Here is a 14,660-nt window from a genome sequence, read left to right on the forward strand (position 1 = left end):
TCATCAGTTTTATTTATTTCACTCATAATCTGTGGTCGTATTTCTTAAATTCAAACATCAAAAGTGCGTAACTTCAGATAGTAATACAAACACTCTTCATTTCGACCCAAAATAATACAAAAACCCGGTGAGATAATACCTTTGCTCAAGTCAAGATCAGCATCTTCACCCCCGGGAGCGGCAAGTACCAGACTCTGCACAGGCCAGTCACTCACTGCATAGTTAGAATAGTCTGCTTTTACACCATTATTATTTGTTGCTTCTACCACAATTGCATTGATATTAGGACAACCTGCCGGTGCAATATCCCACAGTGGTTGACCATAGTTTCCTGCAGCAATTACAACCGTCACACCCAGTGCATTTACTTTATCTATTGATACTCCAAATTCATCACAATAAGCTGGTAACAATTCATTTTTCCACTTAGCTTCAGTTGCAGTAGCCAAGCCATCTTTACCAACTCTTGATATCCCTAGGCTCAAATTAATCACTTTTGCTGGCGTTTGATTGGGCTGAAGTAGCCCTATACTTGCCATATCCTCACTATAAATGCCTGCTGCCCACTCAATTGCCATCGTAATCGCTGCTGTTTTTGCACCTCCGGCATGCCCAAAGACTTTAATTGGCAACACCATAATCTCATCCACATCTCCGGCAACGCCTGTTACTCTTGGTCCTTGCGCGGCAATGACACCGGCTATTGTTGTGCCATGCGGTCCTTGCGTTAAATCAGTATCAATAACTGAAGCAATCACATCCACTTCACCTTGATCATCGACATAAAAATAATAAGGTTGTGACATTTCCAAACGTCCTTGTAAATCTTCCGGCATAACTGCCACAACACCGGAATCAATCACTGCAACATAAGTCTTATTAAGCCCTGTAAATCTTAATTGTGCCCACGCCCCTTGTGCAGCAACACCCACGCCAATATGGTTATGCATATTCCATTGCTGCGACCATTGTCGAACATTTTCAGCCTGTAAAAACGCCTTTTGTATATCTGTCAACACTTCAGGCACAACCGACTCAACTTGAAATGGCAAACGGTCAATATGAATGGCTTGCGTATTTCCCATTACGTAAGATTTAGCATTTGTAGGTAAGACTGAGCAAACTTCATCATGCATATTGCGATAATCATTAGCTGCTTTAAAGTGCGCTAATGGCGCACCAAAATGATCAATAAATCGCTGATCTGACACGGCATCATTATCTGTATATTCAACAGTAATAACTTCACTCTTGCGTGTTGTATCGCAATAACGAACCTGCAACTCAACGGCAAAAGACGACAACGGTAAACAAAATATGGCAATACATGCCAATGGCTTAATACTACGATAACTGTTCATAACTGACCCCACCAAGATAACTTAATATTACAAAGTCAACTATAGATCAGTTATTTATTTTATCCACATAAAGGGCATTATTTATACTTATAATCACAGCAGTTTTTGTTATCTGCCGATGGAAATATATTCAAAACCTAAATCTTTCATCCGTGATTTATCATATAAATTGCGTCCATCAAAAATAACGGGGTTATTTAATCGCGCTTTGATCTTACTAAAATCTGGACTTCTAAAGCTCTGCCATTCTGTGACCACAAATAACGCATCGGCATTATGTAATGCATTATACGCTTCATCAACAAGTTCATAATCATCACGCTGCCCATAACTGTCGGCAAAATTCTCCATCGCCTCAGGGTCATAAGCTTTGACTTTGACACCATGTTGCCATAGTGTTTCGATCAATACACGCGCTGACGCTTCACGAATATCATCGGTATTTGGTTTAAACGCAAGCCCCCAGATTGCGACTGTCTTGCCTTCAATATCACCATTGAAATAATCATTAAATTTAGCAAAAAGCACTTCTTTTTGCGCATCGTTAACATCATGCACAGCGTTTAAAATACGTGCGGTATAACCATATTCACGTGATGTTTGCCCCAAAGCACGCACATCCTTAGGAAAACATGAGCCACCATAACCGCACCCTGCGTAAATAAAATGGTAACCAATACGTCGATCGGCACCAATGCCAATGCGCACCTTTTCAATATCGGCACCAACACGTTCTGCAATCTGACTCATCTCATTCATAAAACTAATTTTCGTCGCAAGCATTGCATTGGCAACATACTTGGTCATCTCCGCAGAGCGCACATCCATGATCATCAAGCGATTTTGGTTAGGATCAAATGGTGCGTAAAGCTCACGCATCACATCAGCAGCACGCTCGGAGTTCGCACCTACGACAATACGATCCGGATGCATACAATCACTTATAGCATCACCTTCTTTGAGAAACTCAGGATTAGACACCACATCAAAGTCAAGCTTTACACCACGTTCACTTAACACATTAGAAATTGCTTCGGTTACTTTATATTCAGTGCCAACAGGCACCGTTGATTTATTAACAATGACCTTATACTCATTCATTTCTTTAGCGACTGTTTTAGCCACTTGCAACACATACTGCAAATCAGCCGACCCATCTTCATCAGGTGGCGTCCCCACCGCGATAAAGATGACTTGAGCTTCATCAATCGCTTCTTTTGCGTCAGTGCTAAAGCGTAACCGCCCTTTAGTTACATTGCGCTTAATCAGCTCATCTAAACCAGGTTCATAAATCGGTGAAATACCCTTTTTTAGGTTATCAACTTTAACTTGATCAATATCAACACAACAAACATGATTGCCCATTGCCGCAAAACAGGTTCCCGTTACGAGTCCAACATAGCCCGTACCAAAAATCGCAATCTTCATAAAATCTCACTTTTAGCTACTCAAATCGCCATTGATCATATCAGAAATAACATCCAAATTCAGCGAATATTATTTTATGCAATGTGATTATTGTTGCTTGATGTTGTTGGTTGGAGTGAAAAAATATCAAAAATCGCTATCGGCAATCTCTATTTTTGTGCAAAATGGAGATTATCGATAGCTAATTGCAATTGTATTATGTTTAAACGACTGCTCAATATTGACCCCGACTCACAACAAAGCTACTTTTTGTTTGGTCCAAGAGGCACTGGCAAGACATCTTGGTTAAGATACCACTTCAAAGATAGTCTTTATTTTGATCTATTAAAGGAAGATACTTACACCTATCTACTGGGTGATGCCACCCGCTTGGATGCCAGTATTCCAGAGGATTATAAACAATGGATTATTATTGATGAAATTCAGAAAATTCCCGCGTTACTGGATGAAGTGCACCGCCTCATTGAAGGACGTAAATTACGATTCATCTTAACAGGCTCTAGCGCTCGCAAGCTCAAACGAAGCGGAGTTAATCTACTTGCAGGGCGCGCGCTAATCAAACATATGCACCCAGTTACTGCTATTGAACAGGCTGATGATTTTGATATTGCTAAATCTTTACATACCGGTCATTTACCAACAGCATTACTGACATCACAGCCCGATGAATACTTAAAAAGCTATGTGGCAACTTACCTTAAAGAGGAAGTATTGCATGAGAGCTTAACGCGAAACATTGCCTTATTTGCACGTTTTTTAGAAACAGCAAGCTTTTCACAAGGTGAAACACTCAACTACACCGAAATCGCCAGAGAAATTGGCAGTTCAAGGCATACTGTTGAGAACTTTTTTACTATTTTAGAAGATCTCCTTATTTCAATTCGATTACCTGTTTTTACAAAAAGGGCTAAACGCGAAGTTGTCATGGCGCCTAAATTTTATTTTTTTGACGTTGGTGTGTATAGAGCAATACGTCCTATTGGCGTACTTGATTCACCAGAGGAAATTGATGGCGCTGCACTTGAGACACTGTGTTTGCAAGAGTTTAGAGCCTGCAATGACTATTATAATTTAGGATATCAATTTTATTATTGGCGAACACGCACTCAGCAAGAGGTAGATTTTATTTTATACGGAGAGCATGGGTTAATTGCCATTGAGGTTAAGCGCAAAAAGAAAATTAGTCGTAAAGATCTCAAAGGGCTAATAACCTTTAAAGGTGACTACCCAATGGCAAGCTGTTACCTACTCTACGGAGGAAATGAAAAACAAAACTTAGATGGTGTTACTTTACTGCCCATATCACTTGCATTAAAAGATGCTAACCTGCTTTTAAAATCGCCAACGGATTACGCACATAGCTAACAAGTTCTATTAGGTGCGAATATTATTTTTTAAACTATACTTTTGTCATATATGGAAAATTGACGGATCAAATATGGCAAGGTTCTTAATAGTGCTTTTAAGTTTTTTATTTTGTGCACAAACTGCTTTCACTCATGACAAGGCACAAAATTCACCAGCTAAAGTCACCATTGGTACTTATATCACGCATGTTTATGATATTAACTTGCAGAAAAAAACAGTTTCTGCCATTTTTTGGTTGTGGTTTATTTACCCTGATCAACTGAGTATCGAAAACAATGAGTTTGACATTATTAATGCTGAAAAATTTTCAGTGCTCTATAGTGGCACGCAAAAACTTGCAGATAATAAGACACTGAAGCAATATAAAATTCGTGCTACCTTATCACAGAGCTGGAATTTTGAGAACTTCCCCTTTAGCACAAAACCACTATCTATCGTTATCGAAGACGCTGATTTTAATGCGCACATGATTATATTTAAGACCGATGACATTAACTCTGACGTTGATCGTGAGATGCCTTTAAGCGGTTGGCGATTAGGGGCTGATCACTGGCGTAGTTATATTCATCATTATGACACCAATTTTGGTAACCCTAACAACCCAACTAATACTGCCTATGCCCGAGCGATTTATTCTGTCGAGATGACACACACTAATATTCGCATGTTTATTCATATCTTTGGGATGTTATATCTTGCTTGTATCTTAATTTTGGGTATGTTCTTTATTCCAATCAAAGACATCAAAAGTCGTCTGGCACTCAATTCTGCCGCTATTTTTGCCGTGGTTGGAAGCAAGATTTCTACCGATTCGATCCTGCCACCATCTAATACGATTAATCTTATTGATAAAATTCAATTGAGCGTGCTGATATTTATGGTAATTACACTCATCACTGTTGTGTTGAATTATTACCTTTGTGAAAAACATATTAAGCTTGCGCATACTGTTAATGTCGGCTTTGCCATATTGACGGTATTAATGATCGCACTCAGTAATTTATTTTTTATGCTCGCTTAACCTTAAGTTATTAATATTAATAATGAAACAGCGAATTGCCTAACGATTTACCTCTCCCCTTGCGGGAGAGGTCGTGCAGCTTACGCTGCGCGGGTGAGGGGGAGCAATAAAACTCAGCTCATTTATTATGCTTTTTCTGCAACCGTCGCTCATTAAAAAATGCTTTAAGCATATCACTAGCCTCATCTGCTAATATTCCGCCTTCAACATTCAAGCGATGATTTAAAAATGGCTGCGTATGTAAGAGTGCTTGTGAACAGGCAACACCTGCTTTTGGCTCTTTGGTCGCAAAATAAAGTGTTCTGATACGTGCATGCACCATCGCCCCTAGGCACATCATACACGGCTCTAAAGTGACATAGAGATCACATTCAGGTAAGCGATAGTTTTGCATCGTTTGCGCGGCCTTGCGCAGTGCAACCATCTCAGCATGTGCGGTTGGATCATGACGCATAATCATCTGATTAAATCCCTGACCAATGATTTGATTGTCTCTGACAATAATCGCACCAACGGGGATTTCATTATGCTCTTGCGCTTTTTTTGCCTCTAATAGCGCATACGCCATCCACTGCTCTTTATTTATTAACGTCATATTAATACTCATTACACACTATTTCGCCACTTAATACTGTTAAATATTTTCTGATCGCGTAGTTTATTTATCTACACCACAAGTTAGCCTATACTATACTACACTTTATCAACAACTTGACCTTGTAGAGTAATATTAAGATGTTAAGGAAGACTATTCTTTGTATATTTTTTATATTTTACATATTTAGCCTTAGCTTCTTGTACGCTGCTGATGACAATAAAAGTGATTCAAAATCCCCAACTCTCGATATTGTCATTAATGGCATTAGTGATAACAAAATCACATCAAGCATTGTTGATAATATCAGCTTATCGCGCTTTAAGACATTTGCTGTTTCTCACCCCAACCAAATGCAGTTATTACTTAAAAAAAGTGATAATGAAATCAAGACTTTACTTGAGCCCTATGGTTACTACAAACCAATCATTACCACAGATTTTAGTATCAAGGACAACCTTTGGATTGCTACCTTTGATGTCAAACTCAATGAGCCAATACATATTGACAAATTGACAGTTAATATCAATGGCTCGGGTAAAGACTCTAAAATTGCTCGCAATACACTCAACAACTTACCGCTTAAACAAGGCGATATTTTAACGCAAACTGCCTATGAAAAATCTAAAGCGTTACTGACCGACAACTTTTTTAATGCCGGTTTCCTAGATAGCAAACTCACAGAACATGAAATTCGTATTAATATGCTTAAATACACTGCTGAAGTTATCCTAACCGTAGACACGGGGGAACGTTACAAAATCGGTACTATTAATATCAAGCAACAGCGTTATGATTATGCTGAGCGTTTTATCAACGATATTATCAACATCAGCATTGGTGATAACATGTCACAAAAAAAGATCACCAAAGCCAATAAACGCCTACAAGATAGCGGCTATTTTAGCAATGCTCAGTTGCTACCTAAAATTTCCAAACGTGACAAAGTGAATAAAACGGTTCCCGTGGATTTAAACCTAACCGCAGGACATGCACGCACCTATACTTTTGGGGTGGGCTATGGCACATTCACAGGTCCCAGAGTGAGTTTTGGTACGCTTTTTCGTCATGCCACCGACACGGGGCAACAATTCTCATTTAATGTCTCCGCCTCACCTGCTAACAGCACGTTTAGTAGTAGCTACGTTTTTCCAGGCAAGGATCCATTGCATGATAACTGGAGTCTTATTGCCGAGCAAAGTTATATTGAAACGGATACATACAATGAACGTCAAACCAATTTTGGTATTGCACGTACCCATAAATATGGTCATTGGCAAACCACCGTTAGCTTACAGCAATATCTCACCAATTATGATACGGTTGCTAACCCTAATAATACCAATGGTAAATATCTCGTTCCCGCTTTAACCCTTCTCTACGACGGCAGCTGGCAAAATGGCTTTTGGCGTCAAGGCTTGGTGTGGAATGAACTATTGCAAGCTTCAATCAAATCGCCACTTTCGGATCAAGATTTTATTCGCAATAGCATGAGCATTTATTATTCATTACCCATTAACCCTCAATGGAATCGCTTATTATTTGGTGCCAATTGGGGATTTATTACCGTTGATAATATCCAAAATGTCGCCCCCAATTTTCGTTTTTATGCCGGTGGTGTGAGTAACCTCTTGGGCTACCCTTTCTTAAGTCAAGGTCCGACGGTCAATGGCAATGTCACAGGGGGGCGCTATCTTGCCACAGGAATTGCCGGCATTGAGCAACGTATTTATGGCAACTTCAGCTCAATGCTTTATTACAACTTAGGTAACGCTGCCAATAAACCTAACTTTAGTGATGTTGATATTTTACGTGCCGCGGGTATCGGACTTAGCTACAAAACACCACTTGGCCCCTTTATGGTATTTTTCACACGCACACTGAATCACAACAATGAACACTGGCGCTTTGATTTAAGTATTGGGATAAGCCTATGAGAAGCTTACGTAAAACAATTAAATGGTGTTCAATCACACTCTTAAGCCTAATATTAACCCTTGCATTGGCACTTGGTTTTTTATTATTCACCACGCCAGGTTTGCAAATCACGCAAAAAATCACCAACCATTTTTTGCAACCCCTTGGTATTAGTCTTAAGGGCAATATTTCAGGTCAAATTAATAGGCTTAAACTTGATGAGCTTGATATTAAAAATGACATCGTGGATATTCGCTTAAGCCAAGTTGAACTGTCGTTATCATTATGGTCTTTGATCAGCCTTCAAACGCTTGATGTTAAGCATTTATCTTTAGATAAAGTCTATGTTGATGTCAATACACAATCCCCCGATAACGAGAGTGATAGTCAAACACATAAAGATAATAGCCCTTTTAGCATGCCGCTTGATCTTTATGCCAAAAACATCAAGGTCAGCGATGTCGCGTACCTGATGAATAAGCAATTAATCGTCCATGCTACGAACGTCAGTGCAGATGGTATTAATTTAGTTAATGATAAACTAGCGCTTAAGAAGGTCGCTGCTAATGTTCCTGCGTATTCAGCCAGCACGGCAGTGAATAGTGGTTATATTATATTAAATGCGCCTTTTAAAACGCACTTAAAAGTCAACCTGTCTGCTGAGCAAAGTGGTGCCGATATTAGCAGCACACAGACTCAAATTATCGGTAATTTTGCAGATAAATTTAGTATCATGAGCGATGGTGTTATTCACTACAAAACGAGACCCTATCCTTACTCACTTATTTCAAGCTTTGACCAAGGGCAAATAGTCAACCAACTGAAACTTGATCATCTTGCCGTGATTAATAATACATTGCTATTTAACGACCAACTGGACTGGTCAGTTAACCTCACCTCTTTAAATCCGTCTGTGTCGCTTAAGTTTAATATCGGTGGCAAGCTTAATACCACTGACCATGATCTTCGACTTAAAACCAGTTTTTGTGATATTTTCACCCACAATGATGAGTTACGTTGCCATGCAAATTTATCTAGCAGCGATGGCGCTTTTCACTTAAACCAATTTAAGTTGATTAATCCAAGCAATGATGATCGCGTGCAAATCAAACTCACGCAATCCAAACAGAATATCAAAGCGCAGTGGGAAGTTTTTGTGAATAATCTTAATGCTTACCCTTTTAATGTCAGTGGTAATATCTACTCACAAGGAAACATTGATATCGATGACAAGGCCACAAAAGCACTCACAATGACGCTTGATGTCCGGGATTTTATCTACAAACAAATTGATCTCTCCAAGCTTATGTTGGCTGTTGATAATCATGCACTAACACTCAATGCCGATTCTAATAAAACCTCAACACTACTTAAAATGCAATTACAACAATTGTCTCTCTCACAGGTTGTCGCAAAAATCGATACTTTAGATTTCGCTAGCAAAACCTTCAAGCAAAACTGGCACTTAACTAAAGCCGTTGATCTATCTGTTAGTCCTGATAAAAGCAACATCAGTGATCTTTGTCTTTTGGCATCAAATGACAATCATTTTTGCATCAAGGCCTCACTGGCAGCGAATGCCATTGCGATTCAAACAGCAGGTGAGATAACGCCTGCGCAGTTTATTCCTAATCTGCCTTATGGCGGTGATAGCTTTGCTTTAAGCTTTAAGGGAGACTATTTACAAAACCCTAATAGTGATCCTAAAGCAAATTTCAGTATTTCTGGACATGGCTTATTCTTTGCCAACAACATCTCATGGTTCAAACAATTGCAACAGATTGTGCCAATCCATCAGTTATCCTACACCACCAATATCAATACCAACTTATCACTTGAGCATCAAAAGTTGGTTTTAAAAAACCATATTTCTTTTCCGCAGAATACGCTAGCACTTAATCTCAATAGTGATAACTTTGATTTATATAATTTGAGCAAAGCCAATTTAAATGGCGCGCTTGATCTAACATCAACCCGTCTTGATTGGGTCAGTAATTTTATCCCGCAATTCCCGACATTGATTAATAAAGGGAATTTAGATAGCCATTTGCAAATCACAGGTACTTTGTTTGACCCACACATTGATGGTAATATTGCACTTAAAGATGCACAAATTGAGCTACTACCTTTAAATACTACGCTAGATAATATCAATGCAAAGATCGCTGTAAGAAACCCACTAAATGCCAAGCTTAATCTTACGGCAAACATCCAAAAATCACCCTTAACCGTCAGTGGGTTTGTCGATCTTCACGGCGCCACACCAAATACCAATATTAATATCAATGGCAAAAAACTGTTAGTGCTCAACACGCCTGATATGGAAGTAACGGTAAGTCCTAGTTTGAATTTCAATCAGAGCAATGGCAATAGCAGTTTAAGTGGTAATATTTTTATTGATAAGCTAATTGTTAATCTTGCTGATATGAAAAGCAGCAGTCTACAAAATACCATTCAAAACGATGTTATCTATGTCAACAATAGTAATCAGGCGATACAAACGCAAAAAAACACACCATTTAGCATGAATCTCAATATTGACATGGGTAAAAGTGCCCACATCTCAGGTCTTGGCATTGATACCAACATTCAAGGTAATTTAAACATCATTAGCCAACCGAATCAACCAATGCTTGGGGTTGGCACGCTACAACCAGTTAATGGTGTATTTAGCGCTTACGGTAAAACTTTTAGTGTAGATCCTAAATCAACTATCCAATTTAATAACTCGCCAGTTGGTAATCCGATGCTAGCAATTACCACATTTTATAACATTCCAACCTCTGTCAAGCTAACACAATCAAATGCGCCTGATACCATAGGCATTGAAATCACTGGCATGGCAAATAATCCAAAAATTCAACTGTTCTCAGATCCGAGCATGTCGCAAACAGATATTCTTTCTTATATTTTATTTGGTCAAGTGCTAAGCAATGCCAATAGCAGTCAAACATCATCAGATGCATTATCGCAAGCCGCTCTTTTAATTGCGATTAACGAAGGTGGCAGTGGCGTCATTGATGAGCTTAAAGATAAGCTCTCTCTTGCTGAGTTTTCACTCGGGAATTTAAGCAACAACCCAACCAATACGACAAACAACACAACAACAGCGCAAAACAATACAGCCGTTTTTATTGGTAAACAGGTTACCTCAAGGCTTTATTTAAGCTATGGCGTCGGGGTGTTTACAGGTGAGCAACAAGGTATTGCCACCTTCTCGCTCACGCCACAATGGAAACTCAAAGGTGAGGTAACAAGCTTTGATCGAGGTGGTGACATTCTTTATCAAACGCATTCTGAAAATTAAAAAATAACTATCCATTCTCTGTCAATATGTCTATGCTTAGCACAAATCTATTCAATGTTTGTAAATATCAATGTCATTCTCCTCATTAGGCTTAAGCACTGCCATTTTAAATGCGCTGACAGAACAGGGTTATAAATCGCCATCTCCCATCCAACAAAAGGCCATTCCTGCCGTTTTAAGTGGGCGTGATGTACTTGCTGCAGCACAAACCGGTACTGGCAAAACAGCCGCTTTTACTTTGCCCATTTTAGAAATGTTAGCACAAGGACCTAAAGCAGTAACCAATCAAACACATGCGCTTATCTTAACGCCAACGCGTGAACTTGCAGCGCAAATAGAAACAAACATCCAAGCATATAGTGCAAACTTACACTTACGCTCTTGTGTGGTATTTGGCGGCGTTAAAATCAATCCACAAATGATGCGCTTACGTAAAGGCGCTGACATTCTTGTGGCAACGCCTGGGCGACTTTTGGATTTATATGAGCAAAATGCCATACGCTTTGATCGCTTGAAATTTCTCGTCCTTGATGAGGCCGACCGCATTCTTGATATGGGCTTTATTCATGCCATTCGCAAAATTCTAACCCTTGTCCCCAAAAAGCGCCAAAACTTGATGTTCTCAGCAACCTTTAGTCCTGAGATCAAAGAGCTTGCTAAATCTATTGTCCATAATCCTTTAGAAATCTCAGTAAGTCCACCCAACCAAGCAGCACCCAAAGTAAAACACTGGATAGTTCCAGTTGATAAAAAGCAAAAAACCAACTTACTCATCAAACTCATCAAAACTCATAACTGGGCACAAGTATTAGTTTTTTCACGCACTAAACACGGTGCCAACCACCTTGTCGGCAAGCTAGAGAAAGCGAATATCAAGAGTGCTGCCATTCATGGCAACAAAAGCCAAGGTGCACGCACCAAAGCATTAAGTGATTTTAAAGACAATGAAGTTCAAGTATTAGTAGCAACAGATATTGCTGCTCGCGGCTTGGATATCAGCCAGCTGCCTTGCGTGATTAATTTTGATTTACCCAATGTGCCTGAAGATTACGTTCATCGTATTGGACGCACCGGGCGCGCAGGTGCCGCAGGTGAAGCAATCTCTTTGGTGAGTGCCGATGAATTTCCACAATTAGCTGACATTGAAAAACTCTTAAAAAGAGCGCTCGAGCGCGTTATTATTGACGACTTTGATCCTGTACACAGCCTACCGCAATCTAATCCGCATAATTATAAAACCATCAAGAAAGTAACACCTAAGAAACCAAAGGTTGAACATCGCGATGGGCAAAACGCTAAGCGTCATCCTAAAGGCAATCGTCAAAGACAGAATCGCTCAGGCAATAAGTGATCAATTGAATATTGTAATAATTCAAAAATAAGTTGAGCTTTAATTACTCCCCTCACCCGTGCAGCTTAAGCTGCACGAGCAATCCCGCAAGGGGAGAGGTACTAGCTGACGCAACTTATTCTTGATATTACATTGCAGTTTATTAAATATCTCTTTTATTCCACGCATTCACAACGCGATTAATAGGTTAATGCTGATTCTGTCAGTGCTGTGACAATCTTCTGAGTGATTTCTTTGCTGCCTATACTTGCAGCACCATTGGCAATATCCGCCGTTCTATAGCCTTGCGCTAAGACTTGATCAATTGCCTGATCAATCGCTGCAGCCTCATTATGCATAGCAAATGAATAAGATAACATAAGTGCTGCTGATAGAATTTGTGCGATTGGATTGGCAATATCCTTACCCATAATATCAAAGGCTGAACCACCTGCGGGTTCATATAAACCAAATCCTTCTTTATTTAAGCTAATTGATGGCACAAGCCCTAACGAGCCGGGTAACACAGAAGCCAGATCTGATAAGATATCACCAAATAAATTACCCGTTACAATCACATCAAATTGCGCAGGGTTTAACACCAGCTGCATTGCTGCATTATCAACATACATATGCTTTAATGTGACATCTGGAAAATTTCTCGCCTCTTCATTAGCAATATCGCGCCAAAGTCTTGACGTATCTAAGACATTAGCTTTATCGATGGAGGTCAGGATTTTGCGTCTTTCGCCAGCACGTTTAAAAGCAGCTCTGACAATATGTCGAATTGTTTGCTCATCATACTCTGCAACATCGGTGGCACAGCGTAAACCCTCTTTATTGACAAAGCGCTTATGCTCACCAAAATAAATATCTCCTGACAATTCACGAAAGATCTCAATATCCGCACCATTGGCAATGCGCTCATTCTTAATAGGGCTATTATCTTTTAATGCCGGAAACATTTTAATCGGGCGAATATTCACCCCAAAATCAAAAGTTTTGCGCAAAGCTAATATACTTTTGGCCTCACAACCCTGCCATTTAGGATCATTTTGCGCATCAACAGGACCACCCACTGAGCCAAATAAAATGGCATCTGCAGATTTGCAAATATCAATGCTCTGTTTAGGGCAATGCTCAGCATAAACATCAAAGGCAGCACCACCAATTAAAGCTTCTTTATACGTAAATTCGTGGTGGTATTTTTTAGCCACTGCATTTAATACATCAATGGCACACGCCATCACTTCAGAACCAATACCGTCCCCTGCTAAAATTGCGATTGTTTTTTTCATTTTTTAATCACCCTCTACTTTTCTATAATTCATCATTCCATAACCGCTGTAACAACACTTGCCAAGGCAGAATTAAAATTCCACTTAGTAAAGTTCTAACTTCCTAATCCAAGCTTACCACATATACTCTGAAATTTAGATGTGTCATTTAGCACCCTAATTAACCCGCGCCAGTGTTGAAAAGCAATCTTGCTTAGTTCTAACAACATTCCCTTGCCATCTGTTGCCTGAATATTATTTGACTGACACCAAGTGGTAAAAACCGTGCCATTTGGTGCATACATCAAGTCGTATGCCAATGCACCACTTGTGAAGTTATCAAGCTTTAGCGGTAAGTTTTCCTTAGCAACGCTCGCTGAAGTTGCATTGATAACAATATCAAATGCATCGGTAATTTCATCTAAAGCACAAGCACTCAGCTTAACCGCACTATTTGTTGAGCGCTCTGCTAGGTTCTGCGCTTTTTCTTTGGTGCGATTAGCAATCGTGATACTTTCTGGGGTTTCACGCACTATAGCACCTAGAATGCCCTTAGCTGCGCCACCAGCACCTAAGATTAAAATTCGCTTATTTTGCAGACTGATATTTAAATTATTCTTAATATCATTCACAAGTCCGACACCATCAAGGTTTAACCCAATAAACTCGCGCTTATCATTAATAATGACATTACTCACTGCTTCAGCTTCTTGCGCTAGATCATCTAGTTTATCGCAATAGCGGTATAATTCTTCTTTAAATGGCAAGGTAACACTCAAGCCTTTCACTGTATGATCAAGGCGCAATATATTAAGCGTTTGTTCTAGATTATCAGGACAAATCTCCAAAGCTTCATAGCACATCTTCTGCCCCGTTTGAGCGGCAAACTCCGTATGTATCTTAGGAGATAAACTATGTTTGACAGGGTTACCTATCACATAATATTGATCTATTGGTTGCTCAACAGGCATCTATGCCATCCTTTGTTATCTTAGATATCAATAGCCTATTGAAGCATTTTCAGAGATAACAAAGAAGTGTTTTATTAGCAAGTCT

General features: G+C 39.5%; 10 protein-coding genes. 5 read left to right on the plus strand and 5 right to left on the minus strand.

The window, feature by feature from the left end; genetic code table 11:
* Nucleotides 1–50: 50 nt before the first annotated feature.
* Both ACTS4L_RS08635 and ACTS4L_RS08640 read right to left on the minus strand, forming a co-directional pair.
* A complete protein-coding gene (locus tag ACTS4L_RS08635; RefSeq protein WP_440617916.1) occupies nt 51–1,361 on the minus strand; it encodes a S8 family serine peptidase in 1,311 nt (436 codons plus the stop codon).
* Nucleotides 1,362–1,469: 108 nt separating this feature from the next.
* Entirely contained in the window at nt 1,470–2,789 is a 1,320-nt protein-coding gene (locus ACTS4L_RS08640; RefSeq protein WP_440617917.1) for a UDP-glucose dehydrogenase family protein, read from the minus strand.
* A 198-nt stretch (nt 2,790–2,987) separates the two neighbouring features.
* On the opposite strand from ACTS4L_RS08640, the gene ACTS4L_RS08645 reads away from it, so the two are divergent.
* Together ACTS4L_RS08645 and ACTS4L_RS08650 are read left to right on the plus strand one after the other, a co-directional pair.
* Nucleotides 2,988–4,154, plus strand: a complete 1,167-nt coding sequence (locus ACTS4L_RS08645; RefSeq protein WP_440617918.1) for an ATP-binding protein — start codon at nt 2,988–2,990, stop codon at nt 4,152–4,154.
* Nucleotides 4,155–4,227: 73 nt separating this feature from the next.
* The gene (locus tag ACTS4L_RS08650) at nt 4,228–5,178 is read left to right on the plus strand and encodes a hypothetical protein (protein WP_440617919.1); all 951 of its coding nucleotides are present in this window, start codon (nt 4,228–4,230) and stop codon (nt 5,176–5,178) included.
* A 118-nt stretch (nt 5,179–5,296) separates the two neighbouring features.
* On the opposite strand, the gene tadA is transcribed toward ACTS4L_RS08650, so the two are convergent.
* Nucleotides 5,297–5,773, minus strand: a complete 477-nt coding sequence (gene tadA / locus ACTS4L_RS08655) for a tRNA adenosine(34) deaminase TadA (protein ID WP_440617546.1) — start codon at nt 5,771–5,773, stop codon at nt 5,297–5,299.
* Between the two features lie 200 nt (nt 5,774–5,973).
* Between tadA and ACTS4L_RS08660 the strand changes: the two genes are divergently transcribed.
* From ACTS4L_RS08660 to ACTS4L_RS08670, 3 genes are all read left to right on the plus strand, one after another.
* Entirely contained in the window at nt 5,974–7,710 is a 1,737-nt protein-coding gene (locus ACTS4L_RS08660) for an autotransporter assembly complex protein TamA (protein WP_440651942.1), read from the plus strand.
* Nucleotides 7,707–10,997 (plus strand): translocation/assembly module TamB domain-containing protein, encoded by a 3,291-nt coding sequence (locus ACTS4L_RS08665; RefSeq protein WP_440617544.1) that lies wholly within the window; start codon nt 7,707–7,709, stop codon nt 10,995–10,997. The genes ACTS4L_RS08660 and ACTS4L_RS08665 overlap by 4 nt, the downstream gene beginning before the upstream one ends.
* A gap of 70 nt (nt 10,998–11,067) precedes the next feature.
* Nucleotides 11,068–12,348 carry a DEAD/DEAH box helicase gene (locus ACTS4L_RS08670; protein ID WP_440617543.1) on the plus strand — a complete coding sequence of 427 codons (1,281 nt, stop codon included), beginning with the start codon at nt 11,068–11,070 and terminating at the stop codon, nt 12,346–12,348.
* A 179-nt stretch (nt 12,349–12,527) separates the two neighbouring features.
* Here ACTS4L_RS08670 and leuB read toward each other — a convergent pair whose 3' ends face one another.
* Both leuB and aroE read right to left on the minus strand, forming a co-directional pair.
* Nucleotides 12,528–13,625, minus strand: coding sequence for a 3-isopropylmalate dehydrogenase (gene leuB / locus ACTS4L_RS08675; RefSeq protein WP_440617542.1), 1,098 nt, complete (start codon nt 13,623–13,625; stop codon nt 12,528–12,530).
* Nucleotides 13,626–13,720: 95 nt separating this feature from the next.
* Entirely contained in the window at nt 13,721–14,575 is an 855-nt protein-coding gene (gene aroE, locus ACTS4L_RS08680) for a shikimate dehydrogenase (protein WP_440617541.1), read from the minus strand.
* Nucleotides 14,576–14,660 lie beyond the last annotated feature (85 nt).

It is taken from the genome of Cysteiniphilum sp. 19S12-1 (assembly GCF_052030685.1).
Taxonomy (GTDB): Bacteria; Pseudomonadota; Gammaproteobacteria; order Francisellales; family Francisellaceae; genus Caedibacter.

Excerpts from the sequence above, each read along its gene's own strand:
- ACTS4L_RS08635 (WP_440617916.1), bottom strand. The coding sequence starts at position 1,361 with ATGAACAGTTATCGTAGTATTAAGCCATTGGCATGTATTGCCATATTT.
- ACTS4L_RS08640 (WP_440617917.1), bottom strand. The coding sequence starts at position 2,789 with ATGAAGATTGCGATTTTTGGTACGGGCTATGTTGGACTCGTAACGGGA.
- ACTS4L_RS08645 (WP_440617918.1), top strand. The coding sequence starts at position 2,988 with ATGTTTAAACGACTGCTCAATATTGACCCCGACTCACAACAAAGCTAC.
- ACTS4L_RS08650 (WP_440617919.1), top strand. The coding sequence starts at position 4,228 with ATGGCAAGGTTCTTAATAGTGCTTTTAAGTTTTTTATTTTGTGCACAA.
- tadA (WP_440617546.1), bottom strand. The coding sequence starts at position 5,773 with ATGACGTTAATAAATAAAGAGCAGTGGATGGCGTATGCGCTATTAGAG.
- ACTS4L_RS08665 (WP_440617544.1), top strand. The coding sequence starts at position 7,707 with ATGAGAAGCTTACGTAAAACAATTAAATGGTGTTCAATCACACTCTTA.
- ACTS4L_RS08670 (WP_440617543.1), top strand. The coding sequence starts at position 11,068 with ATGTCATTCTCCTCATTAGGCTTAAGCACTGCCATTTTAAATGCGCTG.
- leuB (WP_440617542.1), bottom strand. The coding sequence starts at position 13,625 with ATGAAAAAAACAATCGCAATTTTAGCAGGGGACGGTATTGGTTCTGAA.
- aroE (WP_440617541.1), bottom strand. The coding sequence starts at position 14,575 with ATGCCTGTTGAGCAACCAATAGATCAATATTATGTGATAGGTAACCCT.